The organism is Salinibacterium sp. SWN167 (assembly GCF_015864665.1).
Taxonomy (GTDB): domain Bacteria; phylum Actinomycetota; class Actinomycetes; order Actinomycetales; family Microbacteriaceae; genus Rhodoglobus.
On record NZ_JADYWU010000001.1, the window covers coordinates 108,076 to 134,821 of the forward strand.

Genomic DNA, 26,746 nt, shown 5'->3' on the forward strand with positions numbered 1-26,746 from the left:
TCTCGCCGGTTTTTCCGGTTGACTACACCAACAGTTGCGAATAACTTTTCGCGATCTTGGAGGTACGTAGCGTCGTGACAGAGTCAGCCCAGAACACAGCTCCCGCAGGTTCAGCCGCGGGAGGGTCCAGTGCAGAAATGACCGGCGCTAGCGAGCCAGAGGGTTCTGTTGTCCTTGAGGGCGTGACCAAAAAGTTTGGTGGCGCTATCGCTGTCGACAACATCAGCTTGAACGTGCGCCCCGGTGAGTTCCTCTCTCTGCTCGGCCCCTCGGGCTGCGGCAAGACGACGACCTTGCGCATGCTCGCGGGCTTCGAAGAGCCGACCTCGGGCAGCATCCGCATTTCTGGGCAGGATGTCGTGGGCATTCCTCCCCACAAGCGCAACGTCAACACGGTGTTCCAGGCCTACGCTCTCTTCCCGCACATGAGTGTTGCCGAGAACGTGGCCTACGGTCTTCGCCAAAAGGGCACTCCCAAGTCTGAGATTCGCGAGCGCGTCACTGAGTCACTCGATCTCGTGCAGATGCGCTCGTTCGCCGACCGCAAGCCCACTCAACTGTCGGGTGGCCAACAGCAGCGCATCGCGCTCGCCCGGGCCCTCATCAACCGCCCCGCCGTTCTTCTTCTCGACGAGCCCCTCGGTGCACTTGACCGCCAACTGCGCGAAGAAATGCAGATCGAGCTCAAGCTTCTGCAGTCCCGCCTCGGCATCACCTTCATTTTCGTCACGCACGACCAGGGCGAAGCGCTCTCGATGAGTGACCGCATCGCGATCATGCGCAAGGGCCGCATCGAGCAATTGGATGACGCCGACTCGATCTACGATTCGCCGGCGAGCGCCTATGTTGCTGGCTTCATTGGTCAGCAGAACTTCATCGCAGGCACGATGACAAACGATCTGTCTGTCATGGAGTCGCCGTTCGGAATTATTAACGCTTCGGGTCCCCATGAAGATCTCGCGGCCGGCATGGATGCTCAGGCCGCCGTGCGTCCCGAAGCTGTTGCTGTTGCGCTCGCCACCGGAGATTCAACGAGCACTGCTGCGAACCAGATTCGCGGCGAGGTTATTGGGGTGTCCCATCAGGGAGAGACGCTTCAGTTCTTGGTGTCGATCGGAAACGACCAGACGCTGCTCTCTCGGGTTCCGCGCCCGAACGCGCCACGTCTGGCTGTCGGCGACTCAGTGCTGTGCACCTGGGACACCGCATCCGTTCATCTTTTCCCGAGCGATCAGGCGAGTCAGGCTCAGGCCGATATTGCTCGCGCGGTCTCCAACCCAGCCCCACCAACCAGTTCAATTTCTCTCTAGAAGGAGCAGCCCGATGTCCCACGAACAGCCCATTCGCATTCTTGCCTCTACCGCGGCAACGAAGATCATGAAGAGCGAACTGAACCGTCGTCGCTTTCTCGCGCTGTCGGGTGCCGCAGCAAGCGCTGCCGCTCTAGCCGCGTGCAGCACAGATTCCGACACTGGCTCGGCGACCCAGGCGACCGGCGGTGATCTTGAAAGTTCCCTCTCGGTCTACAGCTGGGGTGACTATGACGACCCCGATCTGGTCAGTGAATTCACTGACGAGCTGGGCCCGACGGTCACGTTCGATGCCTTCAACTCCAACGAAGAGCTCATCTCGAAGCTGGTTGCTGCGCGCGGCACCAGTGGCTACGACATCGTCGTTCCGACCGGCCCGTTCATTCCGCAGATGATCGAGAACGGCTTGCTCAGCAAGCTCAACCTCGACCTCATCCCGAATATCGCCGACATGGATCCCGACTTCCTTGGTCGTGACTGGGACCCCAACAACGAGTACTCCATCTGCAAGGCCTGGGGCACGACTGGTTTCGTCTACGACAAGACCAAGATCACTCGCGAACTCACCAACTGGACTGACTTCATCGACGCCGCCCAGAACGAGGCCAGTGGCAAGACCTCGGTGCTCGACGACCCCGCTCCCCTGCTCGGTATCTACTACTGGGCTAACGGCATCGACTGGAACACCACCGACGAGGCCGACCTTGCTGCCGCGGAAGAGTTCCTGACCACTCAGCTCGCCCCGCACATCTCCGCTTTCGACTCCTACCCCGGTGGTGCCGCTATTCCGCAGGCGCAGCACATGCTCATGCAGTCGTGGAACGGTGACGCTCGCATCGGCATCATGGAGAGCGAAGACCCCGACCGCTGGCAGTGGGTGCTCGGTTCCCCCGACACTGAACTGTGGATGGATAACTGGGCTATCGCTGAGGGCGCACCCAACCCTGAAGCGGCTCACGCTTTCATTAACTACGTGCTCACACCAGAGGCATCGCTGCGCGAACTCGACTACATCGGCTACCACACCGGCGGAACGGGCATCGAGGACACAGCACGTGCCGAGGGCCTCGAAATGCTCGACCTCGTCTTCTTCGATGAAGATCAGATCAGCACCATGCACACTCAAGCCATCGGCGACGCGCAGCAGCGCATCGTCGAAATTTGGGACAAGACGAAGGCGTCGGCCGGCGCCTAACCCGCGACCATCCGGAATTTACTATGACCACTACCGTTGAAGGCCGAACGGCCCCACCGCGAAAGGCGCCATCAAAGCGCCCTCGCTGGTTGAAGCTGCCCAGCTTTGCCCTCGCCATCCCGGCGTGGGCGTGGCTGTTCGCCTTCTTCGTCGCGCCCGTCGCGCTCGTGGTCTGGTTTAGTTTCGGATACAAACCGGGCATCTTCGGAACCCACGCTAATGACGTGCTGTCGTTTGACCGGTACGCCGAGGCGTTGTCTCCGACGTTCTTTACAACGTTCCAAAACACACTGTGGGTGGGGGTGGTCGGCACCCTGATATGTCTGGCCATCTCCATCCCATTCGCTTACTGGCTCGCGTTCAAAGCCCCCATCGCTCGCCGCGGAATTCTGCTCGCGATGGTCATGATCCCGTTCTGGACCAACTTCTTGGTTCGCACTATCGGTTGGCAGATCATCCTCGCGCCGAGCGGCATCCTCTCAGAAGCCCTCCAGTCGATTGGCATGCTGAACGAGCCCCTCGAAATCCTTTACACCCGCACCGCCGTACTTATCGGTGTCGTCTACAACTACCTGCCGCTCATGATCCTGCCGATGTTCGTGGCCTTCGACCGCGTATCGCTGCCGATGCGTGAAGCGAGCAAAGACCTCGGCGCCGGGCGCTGGTCAACGTTCATGAACGTGACACTGCCCCTCGCGAAGCCCGGCATCGTCGTCGGCATCCTGCTCGTCTACATCCCGCTCATGGGTGACTACATCACCGCTACCGTTCTGGGTGGAGCAAAGGGAAACATGGCTGGCCAGATGGTCGCTAACCAGTTCCAGACCGCCCAGAACTGGGCGCTCGGTTCTGCCATGGCCGTCGTGCTTGTGCTTACCATCCTGACCACAGTCGGCATCGCGGCGCTTGTGGCGTGGCTTGCGGCCTGGCCGCTTCGCGCCAACCAGCGCCTCGTGTTGGGAGACAAATCATGAACCGCCTGACACTTACTGACGTGTCGCTCAAGGTCTGGGCCGTGATCGTTTTCGTGTTCCTCTTTGCGCCCATCGCCGTCATCATCATCTACTCGTTCAACGAGGGTCGCCTTCTGGTGGCGTGGGATGAGTTCGGTTTCGGCTCCTTCGCCGCCATCGTCACTAAACCAGCCATCACGGATGCCGTGCTGGTGTCGATCCAGACCGGCTTCATTGCGGCACTCATCGCGACCGCTCTCGGCACCATGGCGGGCGTTGCGCTTGCTCGTCGGGCCGGCAAGTGGGCACCCGCGTTCCTGATTTTGCTCGTGCTTGTTACCGTCACCCCTGAAATTGTGGATGCCGTTTCACTCTTGCCGTGGATGGTCTTCCTCGGTCAGGATGTCGGCCTCAGCATGTTCGACAACGGAATCGTGCGCCTCGTCGTTGGTCACTCTCTGTTCGCGACCGCCGTTGTGGCGTACATTGTGCGCTCGCGCCTAGTCGGGATCGATGAGAGCTTGGAGGAGGCCGCGGCTGACCTCTACGCTCCCCCGTTCAAGCGCTTCACGCAGATCACTCTTCCGCTGGTGATGCCCGCCGTTCTCGCTGGCGGCTTGCTCTCGTTCACCTTGAGCCTCGACAACACAATCGTTTCGGCTTTCGTTCAGGTCTCGGGTTCCACTCCGTGGCCTGTCTATGTGCTGAGTGCCGTGCGCACCGGATTGCGGCCTGAAATTGCCGCCGTCTCGACGATCATGCTGCTGCTGACGCTTCTGGCTCTCGGCCTCGTGGCCTACGTCTTGCGTCGAGCTGGCGATTCTGCCACTGACATCGCGAAGACCGTTGGTGGCGGCTAGGTCGCTCCCCCGCTCCTGACCGCAGCAGTTCGAATGAACCAGAAGGTGCACGACCATGACGTTTGCTGACCTCGTTTTTACCGGTGGCCCCGTCTTCACGGCTACCGGCGATGAGCCCTGCCGCGGAAGCGTGGCCGTGCGCGACGGCCGCATCATCGCGCTCAGCAGCGTCGACGCCGACATCCAACCGTTTATCGGTCCAGACACCGAGGTCATCGACCTCGATGGCAAGTTGCTGATCCCCGGATTTCAGGATGCTCACGTGCACGCCGTGTGGGGCGGGCTCGACCTGATCCGCTGCGACCTCTCGCAAGACTCGACGCGCGATGAGTATGTAGCGCGGCTGAAGGACTATGCCGCGGCGAACCCTGAGCTCGAGTGGATTTTGGGGGGCGGCTGGAACATGTCGGCCTTTCCCGGGGGCACGCCCACGGCATCCGATCTCGACCTGGCTGTTACCGACCGGCCCGCATTCATCCCGAACCGTGACGGTCATGGTGCCTGGGTGAACTCTCGCGCGCTTGAGCTTGCCGGCATCACGGCTGAGACCCCCGACCCCGCCGATGGCCGCATCGAGCGCGACGCCGACGGCAACCCGACGGGCACGCTGCACGAGGGCGCGATGGCGCTCGTGAACACGCTGCTGCCCGAAACCTCGCCCGAGGACTACACGCGCGCGCTCATGATCGGGCAGGAGTATCTGCACTCGCTCGGTGTGACCGCGTGGCAAGACGCCATCCTCGGTGGTTACGGGGATGCCGGCGACGCCACTCCCGCGTACATGGCTGCGGCTGAGTCGGGAGACCTCACCGCTCGCGTGGTTGGGGCCCTCTGGTGGGATCGCACGCGTGGCCCTGAACAGATTCCCGAGCTCGTGATGCGCCGCGAGAAGAACGCCGCTGGTCGCTTCGCCGCGACGAGCGTGAAAATCATGCAAGACGGCGTTGCCGAAAACTTCACGGCTGCCATGCTGGAGCCCTACCTCGACGGCTGCGGTCACCACACCGACAACTCGGGCATCTCCTTCGTGGATGCCGAACAGCTGATCTCGAACGTGACCGAACTCGATGCGCTCGGCTTCCAAGTGCACTTTCATGCCATCGGCGACCGCGCCGTGCGCGAGTGCCTCGATGCGGTGGAGGCCGCGCGAGCGATCAACGGCCCCAACGACAACCGTCACCACATTGCGCACCTTCAGGTCGTGCACCCGGATGACATCCACCGCTTCGCTGAGGTGGGCGTCACCGCCAACCTGCAGTCGTACTGGGCTGCGCTCGAACCGCAGATGGTCGACCTGACCCTGCCGTTCTTGGGTGACCCGCGCAGCTCGTGGCAGTATCCGTGGGCGGATCTGCACCGCGCCGGAACGCACTTGGCGTCGGGCAGCGACTGGTCGGTATCGAGCCCCGACCCGATGGCGGCCATCCACGTTGCCGTGAATCGCCTGGCAGCTCCCGGCCACGAAGAGGGCGAGTACGACGCGTTCTTGCCCGAACAGAGCATCGATCTGCTCACCGCGATGACGGCCTACACCGCAGGCAGCGCGTTCACTAATCACTTGGATGAGACGGGCACGATCGAGGTCGGCAAGCTCGCCGATTTGGTCGTTCTCGATCGCAATCCCTTCGCGGGTGCCAAAGCCGACATCGGCCGCACCCGCACCGAGCAGACGTTCGTCGAAGGCGAGCGCGTGTACCGCGCGCCCGCCCAACCATAAAACTCGCCATCAGGCGAGAGAGGAAAGTGCCCCATGGGCAAGATAGTGTTCGAAAGAAATGTGCCAGCGGCATCCGTCATCAGCCACGCCCTTGAGGGCTCGCTGCAGAAGCCGTTCTGGATCGATGACGTCACCGGCGCCCCCACCTTTAGCGCGCTGAAGTCAGACGTCACCGCTGACCTCGCCATTGTGGGAGGAGGATATCTCGGCCTCTGGACCGCGGTGCTCGCGAAGCAGCGCAACCCTGACGCTCGCGTTGTGCTGCTCGAAGCCCGCGAACTCGGCTGGGCTGCCTCGGGCCGCAACGGCGGTTTCTGCGAAGCTAGCCTCACCCACGGCGAAGAGAACGGTCTGAGCCGCTGGCCAAAAGAGTACAACCAGCTCGAACGCCTCGGCCTGCAGAACCTCGATGAGATCGAGGAGACCGTGAAGACCCTCAAACTCGATGTCGACTTCGAGCGCACGGGTTCACTTGACCTCGCCATCGAAGAACACGAGATCGCGTGGCTCAAAGAGACCACGACCGACGCCGACACCGTCTTTCTCGACGAGGCCGCGATCCGCGCCGAAGTGAACTCGCCCACGTATCTCGCTGGCATCTGGAACAAGCGCATCAACGCGATCATTCACCCCGCCAAGCTCGTTCATGAGTTGGCGCGGGTCGCGATCGAACTCGGAGTTGAGATCTTTGAGAACTCGCCCGTTCGTGAAGTCGCGACATCCGGTGGCCCGACGGATGCCGCAGTCGTGCACAGCAAGCATGGTCGCGTTCACGCCGCCAAGGTTGCGCTCGCGACTAACGCCTTCCCGTCGTTGCTCAAGCGTGCGCGCCTGCAGACGGTTCCCGTGTATGACTATGTGCTCATGACGGAGCCCTTGAGCCCGGAGCAACTCGCCTCGATCGGCTGGTCGAACCGCCAGGGTCTCGCCGATATGGCCAACCAGTTTCACTACTACCGCCTCAGCGCCGACAACCGCATTCTGTTCGGCGGCTACGACGCGATTTACCACTACGGCCGCAAAGTCCGTGATGAGTATGAGAACCGTCCCGAGAGCTTCGAGAAACTCGCGAGCCACTTCTTCACGACGTTCCCGCAGCTTGAAGGCCTCAAGTTCAGCCACCGCTGGGCGGGGGCCATTGACGCGTCGACTCAGTTCAGTGCGTTCTTCGGACTGGCCCGCAAGGGTCGCGTTGCGTATTCGGCCGGCTTCACCGGACTGGGTGTTGGCGCGACTCGCTTCGCCGCGCAGGTGATGCTCGACAAGCTCGACGGTCTCACCACCGAGCGCACCGAGCTCGAGATGGTGAAGAAGATGCCGTTGCCGTTCCCGCCCGAGCCGATCGCGTCAATGGGCGTTCAGGCCACGCGCTGGTCGCTCAATCAGGCCGACCATAATCAGGGTCGCCGCAATGTGATTCTGAAGACGCTGGATGCTCTGGGGCTCGGTTTCGACTCCTAGCGAGGTGTTCGCGCGACCGGCGCTTTCGCGGCTCCGGTCGCGCAACAACACGCCTCGCGCGACCGCACCTGTCAGTCACCTGTAATAACTTGCACATCACTGTGCAAGTTATTACAGTGGCTGCATGACCACTTCCGCTCCCCGTCGCCCGCGACAGGACGCAGTCGATAACCGCGCCGGCATTCTCAGTGCCGCCACCGCCGCTATTGCCCACGACCCCCAGGCGTCGATCAACACCATCGCCCGCAGTGCCGGGCTCTCTCGCCGCGCTTTATACGGCCACTTCGCCGACCGCAACGCACTTCTCGCCGAAATCATCGATACAGGCGCCGAACGTTTCAACCGCATCGCCAGCGACGTCACCGACACCGATGCTCAAGTCGCGCTTGCCCGCCTCACGTCACTGCTGTGGCAACAGGCCGCCCACGTGCAGGTTGCCGCCTCCATCGCCCTCGATGACGCTCACCTTGAAGCCACCGGAAAAGCGCTCGCGCCGCTAAGGCATGCTGTTGCCGCCATCCTCCAGCGCGGCCAGAACGACGGCACGCTCCGCACCGATGTGGATGTCACCACCCTCGCCCGCCTCGTCGAAGAGGCTGCGCGCGCCGCGATCACTCGCGTTGATGCGACACTGCCCGAAGCTCGTTCCCTCGCGGTGCGCACCACGCTCAGCATGGCGGGGCTCTCGTGGCGCGAGACTGTTGCGCTGCTCGCGGAGCATCCCGATATTCTCGGCGATTCCGCCGCGGGCGACGCTGCCCCTGCCGACGTCGCTCCGGCTGCTGGCGGCGCTGCTCCCGCTGCCGGCGATACTCCCGCCGCTGGGGCCAAACGCTGATGCGCGTCGAGCTGAGCGGAGTGACGAAGGGTCACGACGCCGAAGACTTGCCCGCGACATCCATCACTTTTGAAAGCGGAAAAGTGACGCTAGCGGTAGCCGAAACCGAACAGCGCCCGACCGTGCTCGGCCTTATTGCCTCTGGTCGCATGCGGCCAGACTCGGGCACCGTCACGATCGATGGTCGAGCGGATGCCCGTGCTCTCCGCCGCAGCGTCGCTCTCGTTGACGCGCCCGGAGTTTCTGATCCGGATGCTGGAGTGCCACTCGTCGGTGTCGTCGCCGAAGAGCTGATGTTCGCTGGCCGTCGCGCCGACCCCATCTCGGCTCGGCGCTGGCTCGACGCGGCAGGCTTTCGTTCGCTTGCCTCGACCGCGATAGCCGATATTGAGCCGATCACGAGACTGCGGGTGCTGTGCGAGCTAGCCGTTCTGCGCCCCCACGTCGAAGCCCTCGTCGTGACCGCGCCCGACCGCCATGGCGGCCAGCCCCTCGACTGGTGGACCCTCTTCGGCGAATTTGCTGATCGCGGCCTCGCCGTTCTCGCGGTCGCCGGTCGCGCCTCCGAATGGGCCATCACCCACGCCGATGTGATCGAGCGTGCCGAAACTGCCGAAGCATCCCTGCGCAACAGCCTGGGCGCTTTTGACGAACGTAGCGCTGCCTGGGCCCAAAGTGGCGGCGGCGTAGGAGTAGACAACGCATGAAGGTTCCCGCAATGATCGCCGCTGAACTGCGACGACTCACTTCGTCACGCATGGCGATGCTCGCTTTGCTCGCGCTCATGCTGGTGCCTGTGCTCTATGGCGGCGTGTACCTGTGGGCCAACCAAGACCCCTACGGCAGCTTTGCTGAAGTGCCGGTCGGGTTGGTCGTCAACGACGATGGTGTGCCCGCAGACGGCGATGACGAGGCTGTGAACTACGGCCAGCAAGTCGCCGACGATCTGCTCGAGGGCAATGACTTCGAATGGCACGTGCTTTCCCCCGGCGACGCTGAGACGGCGCTGGCCGACGGCGATGTCGACTTCACGGTGACCATTCCGCACGATTTCTCGGATGCCCTCACCTCCATCGCGGACACTGATCCGCATCAGGCTGAGATCGACCTCGAAACCAACGATGCCAACAACTACTTGGCGTCCACGATCGGCAAACAGGCCGTCGAACAGATCCGGCGGTCGGTAGCGGAACTCGTGGGAGAAGAAGCGGCCGGCACTCTGCTGACGGCGATCTCTGACATCCGGTCGGAGCTGTCGGATGCCGCCGATGGCGCCTCCCAACTTCTCGACGGCTCGCACGACGCCGTCTCTGGTGCTGGTGAGCTCTCGGATGGCGCGAGCACTCTGACTTCGGGACTGACCGAGCTCAGCGCCGCCACCGACACCCTCGCGAGCGGAGCCGACCAGCTCTCCGCCGGAGCAGCCCAGGTCGCCGCCGGCAACACCGAGCTTGCCGGGTACGCCGATCGCGCGGGCACGGCTGCCCAGGACATCGCAGATGCCCTGCCCACCGCTCGCGCCGACCTCGTGACCGCGCTCACCGAGCAGGGGCTCGACGCGACCGAGATTGACGACGTACTCACGGCGCTCGACCCGCTCAGTGATCGCATTGCGGCGGGCAACGGTACCGTGCAGTCCGCGGTGTCGCAGGTCGATGAACTTGCCGCCGGCGCGAACACGCTCGCGAGTAGCGCAGCTGAGCTCGCCTCGGGGGCGCAGCAGATTGCCACAGCGACCGGCTCTGCGACATCCGGAGCATCAACACTCAGCGATGGAGTGAGCACCCTCAAAGACGGGCTCGGCACTCTCGCTGACGGCACCGCCGAACTGCGCGACGGGCTCGAAAGCGGCGTCCAGGAACTGCCCGATTCGAGCGAAGCACTGCGAGCCCTTCAGGCCGAAACGATCGCTGACCCGGTCGCGGTCGAGACCAGCGCTGTGACGACCGCCGGCAACTATGGTGCCGGCCTTGCCCCGTTCTTCACGGCTCTGGCGGGCTGGATCGGCATCTACGCCCTCTTCCTCATCGTGAAGCCCGTCTCCAAGCGCGCCGTCACCGCCCTGCGATCACCAATTCGTGTGACCCTGGCCGGCTGGCTCACACCCGCCGTGCTCGGCGCGCTGCAGATGGTGGCACTGTTCGGCATTCTCGCCATCGCTCTCGGCTTCAACTTCACGCATCCCCTCGGCACCCTCGGGGTGATGATCGCGGCAAGCTTCACCTACGCGGCCATCATTCTGGCACTCAACATCTGGTTCGGCTCCGTCGGTCAATTCTTGGGGCTCGTGCTCATGGTGCTGCAACTCGTGACCGCCGGCGGCACCTTCCCGTGGCAAACGCTGCCTGCACCGCTGGCTGCCCTGCACCACGTTCTACCGATGGGCTACGTCGTGGATGCCATGCGCCAGTTCATGTACGGCGGCGACCTTGCCAGAGTCGGCACCGACGCTCTCGTGCTCGGCGCCTGGCTCGGTGGCGCGCTCATCCTTTCAGCCATCGGAGTGACACGCATGACCCACCGCCGCACCCTGCGCGATCTGCAGCCCAGTCTCATAGGCTGAGCCCATGACCGAACCCGCAGCACTCCTCAGCCCCGGCACGCCCCTTGCGGCGAGCGCCGTTCCCATCGCCCACGAAGCCCTCGGGGCCGACGAAGTGGTGGAGGGCACTCCCACCGCGGGCTACGCCGTGCTCGACACCCTCGGCGACAGCGAGATCGGCATCTGGGAAATGACCGTGGGCACCGCAACAGACACCGAGGTCGATGAGGTCTTTGTTGTCATTAGCGGGCGCGCCAGCATCCACTTCGCTGCGGATGATCGAACCATCGCTGTGGTCCCCGGCGATGTCGTGCGGCTCACCGACGGCATGCAGACCACCTGGACCATCACCGAAACCCTGCGCAAGATCTACATCAGCTAGCTCGCGTGCGCCGCCGAGCACGGCTGCGTCGCGTACCGTAGGAGCATGATCACACGCCGGGAAGTTGCACTCCGCCTCGACATTCCTTTGGAGATGGCGAGACGGCATGACCTCCCGAATCGCATGTCGGATGCCGAGTTCGAAGAGCTGCAAGCCAATCCGCCAGCCTGGCTGGTTCAGTCGCTCGCCAACCGCACCGGCAAGCGCCCCGTCTGGATGCAGCTCACCTGCACGGTCTGCGGCTTCACGGAGGCGGCTCGCCCCAAGAAGTGGTGGCCAGCGTTCACGTATCTCACGTGCGATTGGCATGACGCGGATGAGCTTCCCGCTCCCGCTGAGGGCGTGTTCCGCTCCGAGGTCGACGGCATCGGTAGTCGCTTCGTCGGCATCGTCGACGAAGCCGTTAAGTCCTGAGCTGACTCCCCGGCGGCGTTCGCGCGGGCACTGAACTACTTCGTCGGTAGTGGTTTCGCTGCGCCGGCAAGCACGAGTGCCACCACAATCGGCACTCCGATCGCGAGCAAAGCGCCCCTGATTCCGACGGCGTCACCGAGGAAGCCCAGCAGTGGCGGCCCGGCAAGGAATGCCACGTAGCCGATAGTGGCAACGACAGACACTCTGGCCGCAGCGTTTTTGGGGTCGTCGGCTGCTGCCGACATCCCCATCGGGAAGGCGAGCGCGGCCCCGACCCCCCAGAGGGCGACCCCGATCAGGGCGAGCCAGAGGGTGGGCGCGAGCACGAAGATGGTGAGACCGATGGCGGCGGCAGCCATACTGCCCCGCAAGACAGGAACCCGACCGAAAGCATCGATCGCCCGGCCACCGAAGAAGCGCATAGCCGTCATCGCGAGCACGAACGTCGCGAACATGAAGGCACCGTTGGCTTCGGTGACCTCGAGTCCGTCGACGGCGGCCTTGGCGATCCAGTCGTTTCCGGCACCCTCCGTGAGGGTCGCGCCAAGCACGACTACTCCGATCAGCAGGGTGCGGCGGTCGCTCCAGGCGCTGCGCACTTTCGGCGAAGCAACGTCGTTCTCGGGCTGAGCTGGCTCCGGGATGCGCGGCGCAAAGTAGCGCGGCAGCCATTGCGTCGCCACCGCTACGACTACGGCGATGACAAAGAGATGCGCCGGCAGCCCCACGCCGAGGTTGGCGAGGCCCGCGCCGATGATGGCGCCGAGGAATGCTCCCCCGCTGAAAGCGGCGTGCAACTGCGGCATGATGGTGCGCCCCAGCCTGTGTTCAACGTCGGCGCCCTCGATATTGATGGCGACGTCCCAGAGCCCAATTCCGATGCCAAAAACGAAGAGAGAGATTGCGGTGCCGACGGTGGTCTCAGCAGAAAGCGAGAGCGCAATGCCTGCCCCGGCGAGGGCGGCAAACAATCCCCCGGCGCGCACCGTGTTGGCGGCGCCGATCCGCTCGGTGATGTAGCCCGCCGTCGGGAGGGCGACAAGAGAACCCACCGCGAGGCACAGCAGCAGTCCGCCCATCTGACCCGGTGTGAGGCCCAGCGTCTCGGTGACGGCCGGAATACGGGCCGCCCAGCTGGCAAACACCAACCCGTTGATTCCAAAGACGACGAAGGTCGCAATCGTGGCGGCGCGAAGGCGAGCCGGAGTGGCAGGAGCGGTCATGGGCCAATTCTCTCAGCAACCCTCCTCCGCGAATTACGGCAGCGGCATTGGCGAAATGTCGACGTCTACCGCGCCGAGGGTCACGGGAAGAGGAACGTGCCGCCGCCATCCCAGTCAGCGCTCGGAAGCAGCGAGAACCAGGCATAACTGATGATCAAGGATGCGATCGTCAGAATGACAATGCCTGCGGCGGCACGGTCGAGATAGCGCATCGCGTCCGCAACCGTGCTTGCACGGCGCTTCACTGTGCGGATCGCAATAATTGTGGTGACAGCGATCGCGAAGTAGATGACGCCGCTGGGCGCCTGAGCCAGAGAGACGCACTGCGGCACGCTGACGACGACGTTGCGGTCCGCGTCGACGAAGCCGCCTTCGCCATTGAGCGCGGCCGCACAAATTCCCTTGCCCACGAGAAGAAATGCGCCGTAGCCGACCGTCGCGAGCGCCGCCGTGACAATAAGTTGTTGGGTACGCGCCACAATCACCTTGGCCTGCGACAGGTCGGCCGACTCCGCCACCTCAGTCATCGAGTCTTGTGACATGAGAAAATCCTCGCGATCGTTCGTAAGCCCCTTCCCCGCCCGTAGGCTAGGCCGAAAGTCGAGAAAATGTCGAGCGACTAATGGGCAAGCGACAATTAATCGCCGCAAACGTGGACAGCGATAGTGCAGTCGGACATGTACTCAGTAGGAGCAACCCTACGAAGCGGAGCACATGATGGACAGAACAACCGAATTGCTCGACGCGAGCGTACGGATCAGCTAGCCCAGCTCGCGGAGCGCAGAAGTGCGGTCGCCGCCAGCGTCGCCGGTGTTCACTGTTCCGCCCAGCTCGATGATGACGGCGGATACCTCGTGCTCCGCCTTCGGGCAATGTTCAACGCCGCGCGGGATCACAAACAGTTCGTTGGGGCCGAGCACAATGTCGCGGTCCCGCAGTTGGATGGTGAGCTCCCCCTCCACCACCAAAAACAGCTCATCTGTTTCGGGGTGGGAGTGCCACACGAACTCGCCCTGCAACTTCACGATTTTCACGTCGTGGTCATTGACGCGTGCAACACGGTGTGGCTGCCAATGCTCAGAGATGCTGGCGAGGGCGGCGGTGAGGCTGGATGCGGCGGCTGACATGCGCCAACCCTAGCGGGACGCTGATCGGTGAGGAGTAAGAGCCACCGCGACAGATATCGGACGCGGTTCATACTCCTCATCCGACCGCTTTGTCTACCCCTCGCTTTACGAGTGAGCACGACCGGGTAGACCAGTTTGTCCACCGCTAAAAGTGTTCTGCTTTTCGGTCTCGCTGAGAAATCGCCCGAACTGCGCTGAACTGGAGCCAACATCGAACCCCGTGGTGCTTCAGCTCACACCGATTGGAGGCAGCCCGTAGACCACTTTGGCTCGGCTATGAATCGCCTGAGAAAATACCACTTTGCAAATGCCCCTGATTTTCCGGAGTTTCCCTCGATACCACTTTGTGTTCCTCTGTTGCCCCGAGAACCCCGGCGATAGGGTTTCGGCGTACCGTGCATGGCTGATCTCTGTGCGTCGATTCGTTTTACCCGATTTACCAGCCTTACCCGGCTTACCTGCACGACCTGATTTACCCCTTCACCCTCCGAACCCGAATCTGGAGAGTTTCATGTTGTTGACCCATAAACGTCCGCCTGCCCAAAATCGGCCAGCCCTCACGAGAGCGAGCGCGAAGAAGCTCCTCGCTGTTGCATCCACCGCGCTGCTAGCGATCGGAGTCTCTGTAACTGGGGCGCTTCCCGCCACCGCAGCAGCCGTGCCCACCACCGAGGCATGCGCCGCAGTGACTAACGGCCCTATCGCTACTAACCAAACTTCTCAGGGTTGGACCTTCACCGACACACGCGCTAAGGGTCACAATGACTTCACAGCCGCGGGACTTCACGTGTGGACCGAAGGCGCGACCTCCGCTGACAAAGCAGCCGCGTACAAGTCAGTCGATCTTGCGCTCAAGGATGCCGGAGTGCCGGTGGTTAACTTTGTGTCGAACTCTGGTGGCGTTCCTAGCCTCCAACTCATCACGGACTTCGACAACGATGGCACTGCTGACGGAATCTTGGTCGGCGAACCATCGTTTTACGGCAGCGATTTCTGGGTGCCGAACAGCGCGGCAGCTTTCGTTAAAGACAACGCCCCCGACACTTCGGGCGGTCACGGGAGCGCCTACCACGGCACACTCGATGAGTGGCTCGTGGAATTCCCGGATGCTCGCGTACTCCAGATCGGCTACAGCCTCGGCTCAGGCGTTCTGGGTGATGCCGTTATCGAGTCCATCGAAGTAGGTTGTGTGAGCTACGGCTTCAGCGTCGATAACGCGTATTCGGCCTCCACCACCGTCGCCGTTGACGACTCCGAGATTGCACCGTTCGAGGATTCCGATCCCGCCTCCGCCAGCTACAACTACGAGACCTGGCATGAGGGCTACAACAGCAACACTGTGCGGGCGTACTCGACTGAGGCTGATGGACTGCACCTGGGTGACGGCACCCCGTCGCAGGTGATGCTGGGAACCCCCGGGCCTGTTACCGCCACGGAGCTCGAAGCACTTATCACGAGTGCAAGCATCAATGTTCTTGAGGGCAAGGTGACCTTCCAGATTCCCATTACGTATGGCACCGCCGCGAACTTCACGACAGTTCGCTCAACTTCGTTGGTGTCTAGCAACGAATATCACTTTGATGTAACCGACAAGTGGGTTACATCTCGACCGCTCAAGCTGGCTAACGGCTCGACGTTCAACCCGGAGAACGCCTTGACCATCGCGGACCTTGTCGCCTTCCTTGGCACTCAAGGGAACATCACCCTTCTGGGCTTCGGCGTGCAGGCAGATAGCTCGGCTGTCGTTCAAGACTTGGTGTTCAACGACACGAACTACAGCTTCGTGCCCACCGCTGCGGAGGCGACCACTGATCACGTTGTGGTCGCGTACGACGAGATTGCACTCAATGAAACCCCCGCGAACTACACCACCTGGCATGAGGGGTATGCCAATACGTCGAAGTCCTTCTCCGTTGCGGCTGATGTGCTTTCGTTCGGAAGCCCGTTACACTCTCAGATTCTCAAAGGTCTAGAAACTCCGGTTGACGGCAGCGACCTCTACGCGCAACTCACCCGCCACGCTGCGGTGACCGTGGATAGTGGCCTCATCACCTACCAGGTTGCTTTCACGCACGACGGAGCTATCGGTTGGGGAACCATCCGTTCCGCAAGCCTGGACGCCGGAGAACACACCTTCAACCTCAGTGACCCGTGGAAGTCGAGCAAAAACATCGGCACCGCAATTGTGGCCAACACGGAGTACGCGCTCGGCGACATCCTCGATGCTCTGAACGCTCAAGACAACGCGCTGGGCACTGCTTTCGGCATTCAGGCCGATCATGCTGCACAAGTCTCGAGCCTGACGTGGGGCACCACCGAGTACAGCTTCAGCCTCAAAGTAATTGCGGCTGCCCCCGCAATCTCTGGAACCGCGATGGTTGGGGAAACTCTTACGGCGCAGCCGAAAGCTACCGTGTGGATGCCATCCACCGGCGTGACGTTCACGTACCAGTGGAAAGCGAACGGCACCGCAATTTCGGGAGCAACCGGCTCAACATACAACGTTGCGGCTGCGGAGCTCGGCAAGAAGATTACGGTCACTGTCACTGGTTCCCTCGCGGGCTACACCAGTGCGTCCGAGACTTCGCCGACAACGAGCTCAGTAGTCAACGACCGCATCGTTGTTTCGCGCCTCTCTGGTGCCGACCGCTACGCGACTGCCGCTGAGATTGCTCAGGAGTGGGACAGCGCTTCCGTTGTCTACATTGCCACGGGCGCTGGTTTCGCGGACGCTCTCAGCGCGAGTTCTGCTGCTGCCTACAAGGATGCCCCGCTGCTGCTGACTGACCCCAAGTCACTGTCTGCCGCGGCTAAAGCTGAACTGCTGCGATTGAAGCCGAGCAAGATCATCATTGTCGGAGGAAGCGGCGCCGTCTCGAACAGTGTGAAGGCGAGCCTTCAGTCGCTGTCGTTCAACCCGTCGGTGACTCGCATTGGCGGCGCTGACCGTTACGCAACATCGCGACTGTTGGCACAAGCAACGTTCCCGGCCTCAGCCGTGACCACCGCTTATGTTGCCAACGGTAGCGACTTCCCGGATGCGCTCACAGCAACCCCTGCTGCCGCCAACCTTGGTGGTCCAGTCGTGCTGATTCCTGGCAACGCAAGCAAAGTTGATGCGGCAACCGTAACGCTCTTGAAGTCTCTGGGAGTGACCTCGGTGAAGATCGCCGGCGGCAGTGGCGTTGTCTCTAGCGCCATCCTGACCAACCTGAAGACGAACTTCTCGACCGTCAAGCGCAACAGTGGTTCCGACCGCTACGCGACCGCGGTTGCGATCAATGCCAACGAGTTCTCTTCAGCGAGCACCGTCTATCTCGCTACAGGCTCCGGGTTTGCGGATGCTCTCGCCGGTGCCGCTCTCGCAGGATCACAAAAAGCTCCGCTCTTCATCACTCCATCGAATTGCGTGCCGCAGTCAGTCCTGACAGCGATCACCAATCTAGACAACCCGAAGGTAGTACTGCTCGGTGGCACGGGAGTGCTCACCTCGTCAGTGGCAAGCCTGACTGTCTGCAGCTAACACTGCACAAGCAGTAAAGGGAGTGTGGTCCGCACCAGTGCGGGACACACTCCTTTTGCTTGTGCAGAGCGCGGTTAACCGAGCTGCCGCCACCGTCCTGTCTGTTCGTCTCGCATCCACGTCGCATCAGAACCCGCATGCGTCACGACATCGGTGAACCAGTAGGTTTCGTCGGGGTTCCACCCGGCAATGACACTCGCGAAGTCGTCGTCGAGCGGGATAGCGACTCCTGCGGCAGAAAGATAGGCGGCGAGAGTAAGGTGCATCGCGTCGAAATCGTTGGCGACCCGCGACCAGTCAGGCATCATCCATTTGCCGCTGCGGCCGGTGGCGCGGTACCAATCGTGGCGCCGGGTAGCGGTGATCTCGAGCGGGTACCTCCGGCAGAGTTCGGCCCACGACTCTGCGGCAACGATTTCGAACACGCGCGGAGTGCCTTCGTCGGTCAGCAAGCGAGTATCCGCCGGTTCTTCGTCAGAGCGATCTTCGACCAGCCAAAGACCGACCGGGCCCAGCCCTGGCAGCGCCCGCGTTGTCGCGGTGAGCCCGAACGGTGGCCGCGACCACCAACCACCCGAATCATCAGCGGTGGGGCCTGTGGGGCGATCTCGAAAATTGACCACCCACTGTTGCGGCTCCATGGGGGCACTCCACCACTCGATCGTCGGCGACGTCACGATGTGCTCCGCGACGCGCATCAATGAGCCGTCGAGACGGGTGTCCGCTAGAAGTTGGTCTGTGCCATCGGGCTCCTGCCAATAGCGTGCGCTGTCCACAGAAGCAGCGCAGGCTTCGAGGGCATCGGCAATACCGATCGAGGTCAGCGGGATCCTGTCGAGGGCATCGGCAATGTCCTCGACGCTTGGCTCGGGAAGCGGATCAGGGAAGCCCCAGCCGAAGATAGCTCCCCCTTGCCCTCGTGCCTTCTCCAGATGATGGGCGGCATAGAAAAGAAGGTATCCGAGCGATGCCGCTGCCGGGATTACCCCCTCCGGATCGTGCTCGGCCACAGCAAGGCAGAGGCGGCGACCGCGCGGTCCCGACAGAAGCGTGCGAGCATCCAGAGGCATGACGTCAGCCTAAATCTCGAAGCCCGCAGAATAAAGCTTTACTCGAGAACGAAATTCAAGGATTGACGGCGGGGTGTGGAGCCAAAGCCGTCGTCGACAACATGAGCGCGCGTGCCCGTCGCTGCGCGCCAACGTGAGCCTCACCGCTCAGCAGTTCTTCGGCAATGCGCCAGTGCCAACGAGGCCGCTGCGGAACGCGTGTGAAACACGGGGAACTACCCCCTTACGCTCGTCGAGACCCGTGGCTACGCTGAGGTTATGAGCGAACATGAGCACACTAAAGACGAGGGCGAAGAATCTGGTCTGGACGGCTACGTCAGATTCATCGATTGGCTGAACCACAAACTGTTTCCCGTTCTGGGCATACCAGATGTGGGCCCCTACGACGCCGTGGTCTCGAAGGTTGCGGACGCCGTGTGTCCCGTGTGTGGGCGGCCAATGTCAGAACATTACATCGACCACTCGACGCCGGAGACGCTTCTCGACTGCCCTGTTGAACACCTGCCGGAGCCCGTCGATAACTCGCCTCTGAACGAACTCGGAATGGATGTCCCTTCCACCGAGAGTTGATTCATTTCGGGTGATCGGTGGTCCGATGAGGGTCATCGATAAACCCGTGGGTCGTCTCATGCAGAGCACCGAGCCCATAAGCGACCTCTAGGTTGTGACGCGTCAGCACCTTTTCCGGCGGGCCGGAAGCAACAACACGACCACTGACTAATAGCACGTGGTCGGCAGCGCGAGCTTCGTCCAAGTCATGGGTGGTGAGCACTACGGTCTGGCTGTTGTCTCGTTCGGCATGGATGATGCGATCAATCGTGCGGGCAGAGACCAGATCGAGTCCGGTGAGGGGCTCATCCAACAGCAGTAGGTCGTGGTCTTGAGCGATGCCCTGCGCCATATAAACCCGTTGCCGTTGGCCACCAGAAAGCTCGCCGAGGTGCCGGCGCTGAAGGTCGTTCACGTCGAGTTCGTTGATGGCCCAGTCGACTTTGGCTCGATCGGCGGGGGTGGATCGGCGCCACAGCCCGAGATTCGAATAACGGGCCATGGCCACGGTTTCTCGCACGGTGATGGGCGTTCCGGTGGGCATCGCGACCGTTTGCAGCACGTAGCTCACTCGCCGACGGGCCGCGAGAGGCGTATCGCCGAGCACCTCGATGTCACCCTGCTTGGGTTTGATCAATCCGGCGAGCGCGTGCAGCACCGTGCTCTTGCCCGACCCGTTGGGGCCGATGACAGCGGTGACCTTGCCCGCGGGAATCTCAAACGAGGATGCCGCCAGAGCGGTGTAGGAACCGTAAGCGAGCACAAGATCGCTCGCGCGCGCAGCGCAGGTTTCGCTCATCGTGCTACCTCCTCTGCAGTTGTGGCCGCGCGGACACTGCGGTGGAATCGGCGGCGCAGCACTGTGATGGTGAGGGTGAGGAAGAAGAACACGACGGGCACGATCGCCATGGTGGCGGATCCGGCGGTTCCGAGGTGGTAGCTCAGGAGCAGTCCGAGCCACACGGAGACGACAGAAATTACTGCCGCGAACCCCATCATCATTGGAACGGTGCGGGCGATGAGCGCTGCTGTGGCCGGTGGTCCGACGAGCAGCCCCAAGACCAGCAGTGTGCCCACGGATTGGTAGCTTCCGATCACCGCAGCAGCGATGAGCGCCAAGAGGAGGGAGTGGGTGCGCCCGGGGTTCATGCCCAGGCTTTCGGCCTTGTTGCGATCGAACGAGAGGGCGAGCAAAGGCCGGTAGAGCACGACCGACAACGCGACAACCACGACGGCAAGGATCGCTTGAGCAAGCAGGTCGCTCCACGCCACACCCAAGGCATCGCCGAACAGGATGCTCGTGAGAGTGCCCGAGTAGGCATCGCTCTTAGAAATGATGACGACACCCAGCCCGAGCATTCCGACGAAGAGTAGTCCAATTCCGGTGTCTTCTTGCAGCGCCGTTTGCCGGTGCACCAGTTCGATTCCGGCCACCATCACGACGGCGGCGATGACTGCGCCCAGCACTGGGCTGAAGTCGAACACCACGGCCGCTGCGATTCCGGGAACAATGCCGTGAACGAAAGCGTCACCGAAAAAGCTCATTCCGCGAAGCACAAGCCACGTTCCGACAACGGACGACATGAGGCCCGCGATGATCCCGCCCAGCAGGGCACGCTGCTGGAAACCTAGCGCAAAGGGATCGATAAACCAGTCGAGGGTCATCACTCAGCCCAGTGCATCCGCGATCAGCTGAGCATTGGTAGTCATCATGTCGGGATAGCTTTCAGCGCCAGAACCCGCTGAGCCAACGCTGCCGACATACAGCGCCACCACCTCGATAGAGGTGCCAGCCTCGGCCGCAATGGTATCGACGAGCGCACTCGAGAGAGCAACGTTGGAGAAGATCGCTGGCACGTTTTTCTCTTGGATCACTTCGACCAAGTCAGCCAGTTCTTGCGAGGACGCTTCCGCTAGCGTCGAACCGCCGGGAACGATAACGCCAGCGATCTCAAAGTCATAAGCGTCCGCAAAATAGCCGAACGCTTCATGGTCGGTCACGAGCACTCGCCTCTCCGCAGGAATCACCGAAAGGATGTCGCGCACCTGCTGATCGGTCGCCTCAAGAGCATCATGCGCCTCGCCGCCGCATTCAGCGTAGGCGTCGTCGCCGGTCACTTCGGCGAGCTTGTCGCCCACCAGAGTCGCCACCGTCGCCATTCGGGAAACGTCATTCCAAAAGTGTGGGTCCAGCGAACCGGCGGTATCTGAGTCTGAGCTGCTCTGCTCTCCGAAAGGAAGCGGATCGATGAGGGGCGCAACTTCCATCACTTCAGCCCCTTCACCCTCGGCACTGGCGATGGCATCCGTTAGTCCGCCTTCGAGGTCGAGGCCATTCACCACCACCAGTTGAGCCGTCGCCATGTGTGCAACTTGCTCAGACGACGCGGAGAAGTCATGGGGGTCAACGCCGACCGGCATCAGAGTTTCTGTTGTTCCGCCGGCACACTCGGTGATATCTCCCACCACGCTGCCCAAGATAGTGGTGGTCGCGACGACGACAGGGTCGCCGCCGTCGGAAGCGGCAGTGGTGCATCCCGCGAGAGCAAGGCACGTCACCACCGCAATGCTGGAAGCTACCGTGGCCACGCGCACAATCCCCGCCTCTGTTCGAATGAGCGAAACAGTGCCGCTCCGGGATGATCTCAGCCGGAGCCTTCACCACCATCAAGTCTACTCGCGGATGTTTCCTCACTGCCTGTTATCCGCCTCCCCACCGACAGTGACGACGACCTAAAGTGGAGACCATGTCATCCGTTACTCCCCCGCTGTCACCCCGCGCGCGTCCCATCGTGACCCTGACGGTCAACCCTGCGCTCGACATCAGCACGTCGACTCCACGGGTAATCAAGGATCACAAGATGCGCTGTGGCCCCAGCCGCATCGACCCCGGCGGAGGCGGCGTGAATGTGGCGCGCACCATCCACAAACTCGGCGGGGACGCCCTTGCCATCTACGCGGCCGGTGGCCTCACGGGAGCCACCTACCAACAATTGCTCGAGACAGAAGGCGTGCCCAGCCTCGCCGTGCCCATTGCCGGCACAACTCGGGAGAGCTTCACCGTTGACGAAAACGATTCGGGCCAACAGTTTCGGTTCGTGCTGCAGGGCCCAGAGTTTTGCGAAGCCGAGTGGCAACGCTGCCTTGCAACGCTAGAAGCAGCGATCATTCCCGGTGGCTATGTTGTGGCCAGCGGCAGTCTGCCGCCCGGAGTACCGACAGATTTTTATGCGCAAGTGGCACGATTGGCGCACCAGAAGGGTGCACGCTCGATCATCGACACCTCTGGCGAAGCGCTCACCGATGCCCTCGCCGAAGGTGTCTACCTGGTGAAGCCGAGCCTCCGCGAACTCAGCGAACTCGTGGGCCGAGAGCTCACCACCGAACAGAGTCAAGTGGATGCCGCCGCCGAGCTTGTCGCTCGCGGCTCCGCCCAACTCGTTGCTTTGACTCTTGGCGAGGCCGGCGCCGTGCTCGCCTCCGCCTCCGGCGTCATCCGGCTACCAGTGCCCACGGTGCGGGTGCAGAGTGCTGTCGGTGCTGGTGATGCATTTCTGGGAGCGTTTGTGTGGCGACTGTCACAGGGACAAGATCCCGAACGTGCATTCCGTTCTGCTGTCGCTGCGGGCAGCGCAACGGCAGCGACTCCGGCGACCGAGATGTGTGCCCTTAAGGAAGTAGAAGCTCTCGAACTAGTGCTTCCGGAGGCCACACGCTATTAGGCGAAACGAAGAGGAGCATAACCATGAATGAATTGCAGTTCACCAAGATCAAGGACGCTGACGGCTTCATTGCGGCTCTCGATCAGAGCGGTGGCAGCACGCCGAAAGCCCTGAAGCTCTATGGCATTCAGGATGACTCCTACTCTGACGACGAGGAGATGTTCGATCTCGTCCATGCGATGCGCACACGCATCGTCACCAACGCCAGCTTCAACGGTGACCGCATCCTGGGCGCGATTTTGTTCGAGCAGACAATGGACCGTCAGATCGAGGGCCACCTCAGCGCCGATTACTTGTGGAACGTCAAGAACATCGTTCCCTTTCTCAAAGTAGATAAGGGCCTCCAGCGCGAGGTCGACGGAGCTCAGTTGATGAACCCGCTGCCCGGACTCGACGCGGTGCTGGCCCGCGCTCTCGATAACGGCATCTTCGGCACCAAAATGCGATCGCTGATCCTGCTTGGTAACGCGGCAGGCGTGCAGACAATCGTTGACCAACAATTCGAGATCAGCCGTCAGATTCTGGCGGCCGGTCTTGTGCCGATCATTGAGCCTGAGATCGACATCCATTCGCCAAGCAAGCATGAAGCCGAGCGGATGCTCAAGGCCTCGCTCCTCGAACAGCTCGACTCCCTCGGCGCAGACCAGTACGTCATGCTCAAGCTGACGCTTCCCGAAGTCGATGACTTTTACGCAAACCTCGTGGCCCACCCGAACGTGCTGCGAGTGCTCGCGCTCTCAGGCGGCTACAGCCGCGCAGAGGCCAACGCTCGCCTCTCCCGTCAGCACGGCGTAGTGGCGAGCTTTTCGCGGGCACTCACGGAGGGGCTCACTATTCAGCAGAGCGACGACGAGTTCACCGCGACTCTGGAGGAGTCGATCAAGAGCATCTTCGGGGCATCCGCCACCTAGCGGTCGCGCGCCTCGACGGCAGCCTCAGCGTCAGCGATATGGGGAACCGTCTTCATGAAGCTGTCGGGGTTGAGCGAAATGGAGTCGATTCCCTCGTTGACGAGGAACGCCGCAAAGTCGGGGTAGTTGCTGGGGCCCTGCCCGCAAATCCCGATCTTGATGCCAGCGGCGTGGGCTTTCTGGATAGCTTGGCTGATCATGGACGTGACCGCCTCATCCCGCTCGTCAAAAAGCGCTGCCAACTCTTCTGAGTCACGATCAACACCGAGTACCAATTGGGTCAAGTCGTTGGAACCGATCGAGAAACCATCGAACCGGGTGGCAAACTTTTCGGCCAGAATCACGTTGGCGGGAATCTCGCACATCATGTAAACCTGAAGCCCATTTTCGCCGCGCACCAAGCCGTTCTCTGCCATCACGGCCAGAACACGATCGGCCTCGGCCACAGTGCGACAGAACGGCACCATGATGATGATGTTGGCGAATCCAATCTGCTCGCGCACGCGCTTGAGCGCACGACATTCAAGGTCAAAGCCTTCGCGATAGCGCGGGCTGTAATAGCGCGACGCTCCCCGGAAGCCGAGCATCGGGTTCTCTTCAGAGTGCTCGAAAACACTGCCACCAATGAGGTGCGCGTACTCATTCGTTTTGAAGTCGCTGAGCCTCACGATCACTGGCAGCGGATGATACGGCGTAGCAAGTTTGGCAATCCCTAGTGCCAGGGTCTCCACAAAGAACTCCGTGGGGTCGTCAAAGCCGCGCGTGAGCTCCTCGATCTGTTGACGCTCACTCTGATCAGTGACCAGTTCGGGATGTACCAGGGCCATCGGATGAATCGTGATCAGATTATTGATGATGAATTCCATCCGGGCTAGACCAACCCCGGCTGCGGGCAACCGCCACCACTGGAAGGCTGCCGCTGGGCTCGCAATATTCACCATCACTGCTGTGCGTGTTGCCGACTGTGTCGCGGGGTCAAGCTCCTCGGTCTCAAAGGTGAGGGTGCCGTCGTAGATGTGGCCTTGGTCGCCTTCCGCACAGGACAGGGTGATTTCTTGGCCCTCTTTCAGCACCTCGGTAGCGGTGCCGGTTCCGACGACAGCGGGGATACCGAGTTCACGGCTGACGATCGCCGCATGGCTTGTCGGACCACCATGATCAGTGACAATTCCCGAGGCCCGGGTCATGATCGGGACCCAGTCCGGGTCGGTCATTTCAGTGACCAGAATCGCCCCGTCACGAAAGTTCTCGATGTCGGCGGGGTCCCGGATCACACACGCCGAACCGGTGGCAATTGCATCGCCGATGGCGGCGCCAGAGATGAGAAGCGGGCCATCCTGAGTGAGATGGTGGGTGGTGAATCGCGTACCCGTCTTGCGGGCCTGCACGGTCTCGGGGCGCGCTTGCACGATGAATAACTCGCCCGTCACGCCATCCTTGGCCCATTCCATATCCATCGGGCGGCCATAGTGCGCCTCGACGACCACTGCCCACCGCGCTAACTGCAGAATTTCGGCATCAACAAGCACGAACGACTGCTGTTCCCTCTCCGAGGTATCGACCATGCGCGTGCGCGCGCTGCCGCCCTTGCTGTAAATCATCTTGCGCGACTTGGCGCCCAGAGTTTTTTCGACAATCGGCGAACACCCCGGCGTCTCCAACAGGGGTTTGAACACGAGGTACTTGTCGGGGTTTACCGTTCCCTGAACAACAGTTTCGCCGAGTCCCCACGCGGCGCTAATTACCGCGACACGGGGAAAACCGCTCTCCGTGTCGATAGAGAACATCACCCCGGAGCCGCCAACATCCGACCGCACCATGCGCTGCACGCCAATCGACAGCGCCGCATCCAGATGATCAAATTCTTTGACCTCGCGATAGCTGATCGCGCGGTCGGTGAACAACGAGGCGTAGCAACGGCGGCAGGCATCCAGAAGCTCTCGCTCACCCCGCACATTCAGGAAGGTCTCTTGCTGACCGGCGAAACTGGCATCGGGAAGGTCTTCGGCCGTGGCGCTGCTGCGTACTGCAACCGCGGGGTTTGTTTCGCCCGAACGGGCGGCAAGCTGGCGATAGGAAGCGCGGATCTCTTCCGCAATGCCCTCAGGAAACTCGCTGCTGAGGAACAACTCGCGCAGTGCTTCCCCCGTTTCGCGCAAGCTCGCACTCCCGGCATGAAAGCGATCAAGCTGCGCCCGTGCGGCTGTTGCAATCCCGTTCACATCAACGAACGATCGATAGGCATCAGCGGTAGTCGCGAACCCTGGCGGCACCCGCACGCCCTCGCTCTCAAGAGTGCGAACCATTTCGCCCAGCGACGCATTCTTTCCCCCCACAATCGGAACATCTCCGATGCCAAGGTCTTCGAACCACATCACATGCTGCTTGCCCATATCGTGCCTCCCACGTTTTTCACGGAGTTACCACTGCCTATGGTGTGAACTCTACGACTATTGCCGCATCCTCTCTAGGGGCGCCCACAAGAGACTCAGCCAATGCTGTGAAGAGCTTCCGATGCCGCCAAATCCTGTGTGAGAGAATCAACCATGGCTGAATCGTGGCGTCGCACACCGACCGAAAGTCCTGTCACTTTCGAGATCGATACGGCAGCGTCCACTCCGCCGTTCGAGCAGATCAAAGCTCAAGCCATCGCTCAGATCGCGAGTGGTGAGCTTCTGGCTGGCACCAAGCTCGCAACCGTGCGACAGCTGGCCACCGACCTCGGCATCGCCCCCAATACCGTGGCGCGGGCCTACCGCGAACTCGAGGCTGACGGTTTTCTGCACTCGCGCGGCCGCAATGGCACTGTCGTCAAGGCTCAGCCTGGCGATGCCGCAGCGCTTCTCCAACTTGAGGCCCGGGCCTACGCCAACCGCGCAGCAGAGCTCGGCATCAGCACGGACGAAGCACAGCGTTTCGTCGCGATCGCCCTCAAGGGTTAGTCGACCA

Annotated in this window: 24 protein-coding genes; 16 read left to right on the forward strand and 8 right to left on the reverse strand. The window is 61.9% G+C overall.

The window, feature by feature from the left end:
• Positions 1–137: 137 nt before the first annotated feature.
• The 11 genes from I6E60_RS00525 (at position 138) to I6E60_RS00575 (ending at position 11,672) form a co-directional block, all read left to right on the forward strand.
• On the forward strand, positions 138–1,310 hold the full coding sequence (locus I6E60_RS00525) for an ABC transporter ATP-binding protein (protein WP_197121984.1): 1,173 nt from the start codon (positions 138–140) through the stop codon (positions 1,308–1,310).
• A gap of 13 nt (positions 1,311–1,323) precedes the next feature.
• Positions 1,324–2,505: a spermidine/putrescine ABC transporter substrate-binding protein gene (locus tag I6E60_RS00530; RefSeq protein ID WP_197121986.1), complete on the forward strand. Its 1,182-nt coding sequence runs from the start codon at positions 1,324–1,326 to the stop codon at positions 2,503–2,505.
• 23 nt (positions 2,506–2,528) lie between these two features.
• Positions 2,529–3,479 (forward strand): ABC transporter permease, encoded by a 951-nt coding sequence (locus I6E60_RS00535; protein ID WP_231601081.1) that lies wholly within the window; start codon positions 2,529–2,531, stop codon positions 3,477–3,479.
• Positions 3,476–4,318 (forward strand): ABC transporter permease, encoded by an 843-nt coding sequence (locus I6E60_RS00540; protein ID WP_197121987.1) that lies wholly within the window; start codon positions 3,476–3,478, stop codon positions 4,316–4,318. The genes I6E60_RS00535 and I6E60_RS00540 overlap by 4 nt, the downstream gene beginning before the upstream one ends.
• Before the next feature lie 55 nt (positions 4,319–4,373).
• The gene (locus I6E60_RS00545) at positions 4,374–6,035 is read left to right on the forward strand and encodes an amidohydrolase (RefSeq protein ID WP_197121989.1); all 1,662 of its coding nucleotides are present in this window, start codon (positions 4,374–4,376) and stop codon (positions 6,033–6,035) included.
• 33 nt (positions 6,036–6,068) lie between these two features.
• Positions 6,069–7,496 (forward strand): FAD-binding oxidoreductase, encoded by a 1,428-nt coding sequence (locus I6E60_RS00550; protein WP_197178325.1) that lies wholly within the window; start codon positions 6,069–6,071, stop codon positions 7,494–7,496.
• A 124-nt stretch (positions 7,497–7,620) separates the two neighbouring features.
• The gene (locus I6E60_RS00555; RefSeq protein WP_197178326.1) at positions 7,621–8,334 is read left to right on the forward strand and encodes a TetR/AcrR family transcriptional regulator; all 714 of its coding nucleotides are present in this window, start codon (positions 7,621–7,623) and stop codon (positions 8,332–8,334) included.
• Positions 8,334–9,041, forward strand: a complete 708-nt coding sequence (locus I6E60_RS00560; protein ID WP_197178327.1) for a hypothetical protein — start codon at positions 8,334–8,336, stop codon at positions 9,039–9,041. The genes I6E60_RS00555 and I6E60_RS00560 overlap by 1 nt, the downstream gene beginning before the upstream one ends.
• A complete protein-coding gene (locus I6E60_RS00565; RefSeq protein ID WP_197178328.1) occupies positions 9,038–10,897 on the forward strand; it encodes a YhgE/Pip domain-containing protein in 1,860 nt (619 codons plus the stop codon). Before I6E60_RS00560 ends, I6E60_RS00565 begins: the two co-directional genes overlap by 4 nt.
• 4 nt (positions 10,898–10,901) lie before the next feature.
• The gene (locus tag I6E60_RS00570) at positions 10,902–11,258 is read left to right on the forward strand and encodes a cupin domain-containing protein (RefSeq protein WP_197178330.1); all 357 of its coding nucleotides are present in this window, start codon (positions 10,902–10,904) and stop codon (positions 11,256–11,258) included.
• Positions 11,259–11,303: 45 nt separating this feature from the next.
• On the forward strand, positions 11,304–11,672 hold the full coding sequence (locus I6E60_RS00575; protein WP_197122001.1) for a hypothetical protein: 369 nt from the start codon (positions 11,304–11,306) through the stop codon (positions 11,670–11,672).
• A 35-nt stretch (positions 11,673–11,707) separates the two neighbouring features.
• On the opposite strand, the gene I6E60_RS00580 is transcribed toward I6E60_RS00575, so the two are convergent.
• The 3 genes from I6E60_RS00580 to I6E60_RS00590 all read right to left on the reverse strand — a co-directional run bounded on the left by I6E60_RS00580 (position 11,708) and on the right by I6E60_RS00590 (position 14,022).
• The gene (locus I6E60_RS00580; RefSeq protein WP_197178332.1) at positions 11,708–12,895 is read right to left on the reverse strand and encodes an MFS transporter; all 1,188 of its coding nucleotides are present in this window, start codon (positions 12,893–12,895) and stop codon (positions 11,708–11,710) included.
• Between the two features lie 80 nt (positions 12,896–12,975).
• Complete coding sequence (locus tag I6E60_RS00585) at positions 12,976–13,437, reverse strand: hypothetical protein (protein WP_197178334.1); 462 nt, start codon at positions 13,435–13,437, stop codon at positions 12,976–12,978.
• A gap of 219 nt (positions 13,438–13,656) precedes the next feature.
• Positions 13,657–14,022: a cupin domain-containing protein gene (locus tag I6E60_RS00590; protein WP_197122009.1), complete on the reverse strand. Its 366-nt coding sequence runs from the start codon at positions 14,020–14,022 to the stop codon at positions 13,657–13,659.
• A 511-nt stretch (positions 14,023–14,533) separates the two neighbouring features.
• Here I6E60_RS00590 and I6E60_RS00595 point away from each other — a divergent pair.
• Entirely contained in the window at positions 14,534–17,545 is a 3,012-nt protein-coding gene (locus I6E60_RS00595; RefSeq protein ID WP_197178336.1) for a cell wall-binding repeat-containing protein, read from the forward strand.
• 74 nt (positions 17,546–17,619) lie between these two features.
• Here I6E60_RS00595 and I6E60_RS00600 read toward each other — a convergent pair whose 3' ends face one another.
• The gene (locus tag I6E60_RS00600) at positions 17,620–18,615 is read right to left on the reverse strand and encodes a hypothetical protein (RefSeq protein WP_197178338.1); all 996 of its coding nucleotides are present in this window, start codon (positions 18,613–18,615) and stop codon (positions 17,620–17,622) included.
• Positions 18,616–18,873: 258 nt separating this feature from the next.
• Here I6E60_RS00600 and I6E60_RS00605 point away from each other — a divergent pair, with 258 nt between their 5' ends.
• Positions 18,874–19,185 carry a hypothetical protein gene (locus I6E60_RS00605; RefSeq protein WP_197178340.1) on the forward strand — a complete coding sequence of 104 codons (312 nt, stop codon included), beginning with the start codon at positions 18,874–18,876 and terminating at the stop codon, positions 19,183–19,185.
• Between the two features lies 1 nt (position 19,186).
• Here the strand turns inward: I6E60_RS00605 and I6E60_RS00610 are convergent, their stop codons facing one another.
• The 3 genes from I6E60_RS00610 to I6E60_RS00620 are packed head-to-tail and all read right to left on the reverse strand — an operon-like array spanning position 19,187 to position 21,753.
• Positions 19,187–19,963 (reverse strand): metal ABC transporter ATP-binding protein, encoded by a 777-nt coding sequence (locus I6E60_RS00610; RefSeq protein WP_197122021.1) that lies wholly within the window; start codon positions 19,961–19,963, stop codon positions 19,187–19,189.
• Positions 19,960–20,829, reverse strand: a complete 870-nt coding sequence (locus tag I6E60_RS00615) for a metal ABC transporter permease (protein WP_197178342.1) — start codon at positions 20,827–20,829, stop codon at positions 19,960–19,962. Before I6E60_RS00615 ends, I6E60_RS00610 begins: the two co-directional genes overlap by 4 nt.
• A 3-nt stretch (positions 20,830–20,832) precedes the next feature.
• Entirely contained in the window at positions 20,833–21,753 is a 921-nt protein-coding gene (locus I6E60_RS00620) for a metal ABC transporter substrate-binding protein (RefSeq protein ID WP_307841761.1), read from the reverse strand.
• A 158-nt stretch (positions 21,754–21,911) separates the two neighbouring features.
• Here I6E60_RS00620 and I6E60_RS00625 point away from each other — a divergent pair, with 158 nt between their 5' ends.
• Entirely contained in the window at positions 21,912–22,886 is a 975-nt protein-coding gene (locus I6E60_RS00625) for a 1-phosphofructokinase family hexose kinase (protein WP_197178344.1), read from the forward strand.
• 23 nt (positions 22,887–22,909) lie between these two features.
• The gene (locus I6E60_RS00630; RefSeq protein ID WP_197178346.1) at positions 22,910–23,797 is read left to right on the forward strand and encodes a fructose bisphosphate aldolase; all 888 of its coding nucleotides are present in this window, start codon (positions 22,910–22,912) and stop codon (positions 23,795–23,797) included.
• On the opposite strand, the gene ppsA is transcribed toward I6E60_RS00630, so the two are convergent.
• A complete protein-coding gene (gene ppsA, locus I6E60_RS00635) occupies positions 23,794–26,190 on the reverse strand; it encodes a phosphoenolpyruvate synthase (protein WP_197178349.1) in 2,397 nt (798 codons plus the stop codon). The genes I6E60_RS00630 and ppsA overlap by 4 nt on opposite strands.
• A gap of 153 nt (positions 26,191–26,343) precedes the next feature.
• On the opposite strand from ppsA, the gene I6E60_RS00640 reads away from it, so the two are divergent.
• Complete coding sequence (locus I6E60_RS00640) at positions 26,344–26,739, forward strand: GntR family transcriptional regulator (protein WP_197178351.1); 396 nt, start codon at positions 26,344–26,346, stop codon at positions 26,737–26,739.
• Positions 26,740–26,746 lie beyond the last annotated feature (7 nt).

What these genes read in the sequence shown, in the direction of transcription:
- I6E60_RS00525 (WP_197121984.1), top strand. Translation starts at nt 138, where the DNA reads ATGACCGGCGCTAGCGAGCCAGAGGGTTCTGTTGTCCTTGAGGGCGTG.
- I6E60_RS00530 (WP_197121986.1), top strand. Translation starts at nt 1,324, where the DNA reads ATGTCCCACGAACAGCCCATTCGCATTCTTGCCTCTACCGCGGCAACG.
- I6E60_RS00535 (WP_231601081.1), top strand. Translation starts at nt 2,529, where the DNA reads ATGACCACTACCGTTGAAGGCCGAACGGCCCCACCGCGAAAGGCGCCA.
- I6E60_RS00540 (WP_197121987.1), top strand. Translation starts at nt 3,476, where the DNA reads ATGAACCGCCTGACACTTACTGACGTGTCGCTCAAGGTCTGGGCCGTG.
- I6E60_RS00545 (WP_197121989.1), top strand. Translation starts at nt 4,374, where the DNA reads ATGACGTTTGCTGACCTCGTTTTTACCGGTGGCCCCGTCTTCACGGCT.
- I6E60_RS00550 (WP_197178325.1), top strand. Translation starts at nt 6,069, where the DNA reads ATGGGCAAGATAGTGTTCGAAAGAAATGTGCCAGCGGCATCCGTCATC.
- I6E60_RS00555 (WP_197178326.1), top strand. Translation starts at nt 7,621, where the DNA reads ATGACCACTTCCGCTCCCCGTCGCCCGCGACAGGACGCAGTCGATAAC.
- I6E60_RS00560 (WP_197178327.1), top strand. Translation starts at nt 8,334, where the DNA reads ATGCGCGTCGAGCTGAGCGGAGTGACGAAGGGTCACGACGCCGAAGAC.
- I6E60_RS00565 (WP_197178328.1), top strand. Translation starts at nt 9,038, where the DNA reads ATGAAGGTTCCCGCAATGATCGCCGCTGAACTGCGACGACTCACTTCG.
- I6E60_RS00570 (WP_197178330.1), top strand. Translation starts at nt 10,902, where the DNA reads ATGACCGAACCCGCAGCACTCCTCAGCCCCGGCACGCCCCTTGCGGCG.
- I6E60_RS00575 (WP_197122001.1), top strand. Translation starts at nt 11,304, where the DNA reads ATGATCACACGCCGGGAAGTTGCACTCCGCCTCGACATTCCTTTGGAG.
- I6E60_RS00580 (WP_197178332.1), bottom strand. Translation starts at nt 12,895, where the DNA reads ATGACCGCTCCTGCCACTCCGGCTCGCCTTCGCGCCGCCACGATTGCG.
- I6E60_RS00585 (WP_197178334.1), bottom strand. Translation starts at nt 13,437, where the DNA reads ATGTCACAAGACTCGATGACTGAGGTGGCGGAGTCGGCCGACCTGTCG.
- I6E60_RS00590 (WP_197122009.1), bottom strand. Translation starts at nt 14,022, where the DNA reads ATGTCAGCCGCCGCATCCAGCCTCACCGCCGCCCTCGCCAGCATCTCT.
- I6E60_RS00595 (WP_197178336.1), top strand. Translation starts at nt 14,534, where the DNA reads ATGTTGTTGACCCATAAACGTCCGCCTGCCCAAAATCGGCCAGCCCTC.
- I6E60_RS00600 (WP_197178338.1), bottom strand. Translation starts at nt 18,615, where the DNA reads ATGCCTCTGGATGCTCGCACGCTTCTGTCGGGACCGCGCGGTCGCCGC.
- I6E60_RS00605 (WP_197178340.1), top strand. Translation starts at nt 18,874, where the DNA reads ATGAGCGAACATGAGCACACTAAAGACGAGGGCGAAGAATCTGGTCTG.
- I6E60_RS00610 (WP_197122021.1), bottom strand. Translation starts at nt 19,963, where the DNA reads ATGAGCGAAACCTGCGCTGCGCGCGCGAGCGATCTTGTGCTCGCTTAC.
- I6E60_RS00615 (WP_197178342.1), bottom strand. Translation starts at nt 20,829, where the DNA reads ATGACCCTCGACTGGTTTATCGATCCCTTTGCGCTAGGTTTCCAGCAG.
- I6E60_RS00625 (WP_197178344.1), top strand. Translation starts at nt 21,912, where the DNA reads ATGTCATCCGTTACTCCCCCGCTGTCACCCCGCGCGCGTCCCATCGTG.
- I6E60_RS00630 (WP_197178346.1), top strand. Translation starts at nt 22,910, where the DNA reads ATGAATGAATTGCAGTTCACCAAGATCAAGGACGCTGACGGCTTCATT.
- ppsA (WP_197178349.1), bottom strand. Translation starts at nt 26,190, where the DNA reads ATGGGCAAGCAGCATGTGATGTGGTTCGAAGACCTTGGCATCGGAGAT.
- I6E60_RS00640 (WP_197178351.1), top strand. Translation starts at nt 26,344, where the DNA reads ATGGCTGAATCGTGGCGTCGCACACCGACCGAAAGTCCTGTCACTTTC.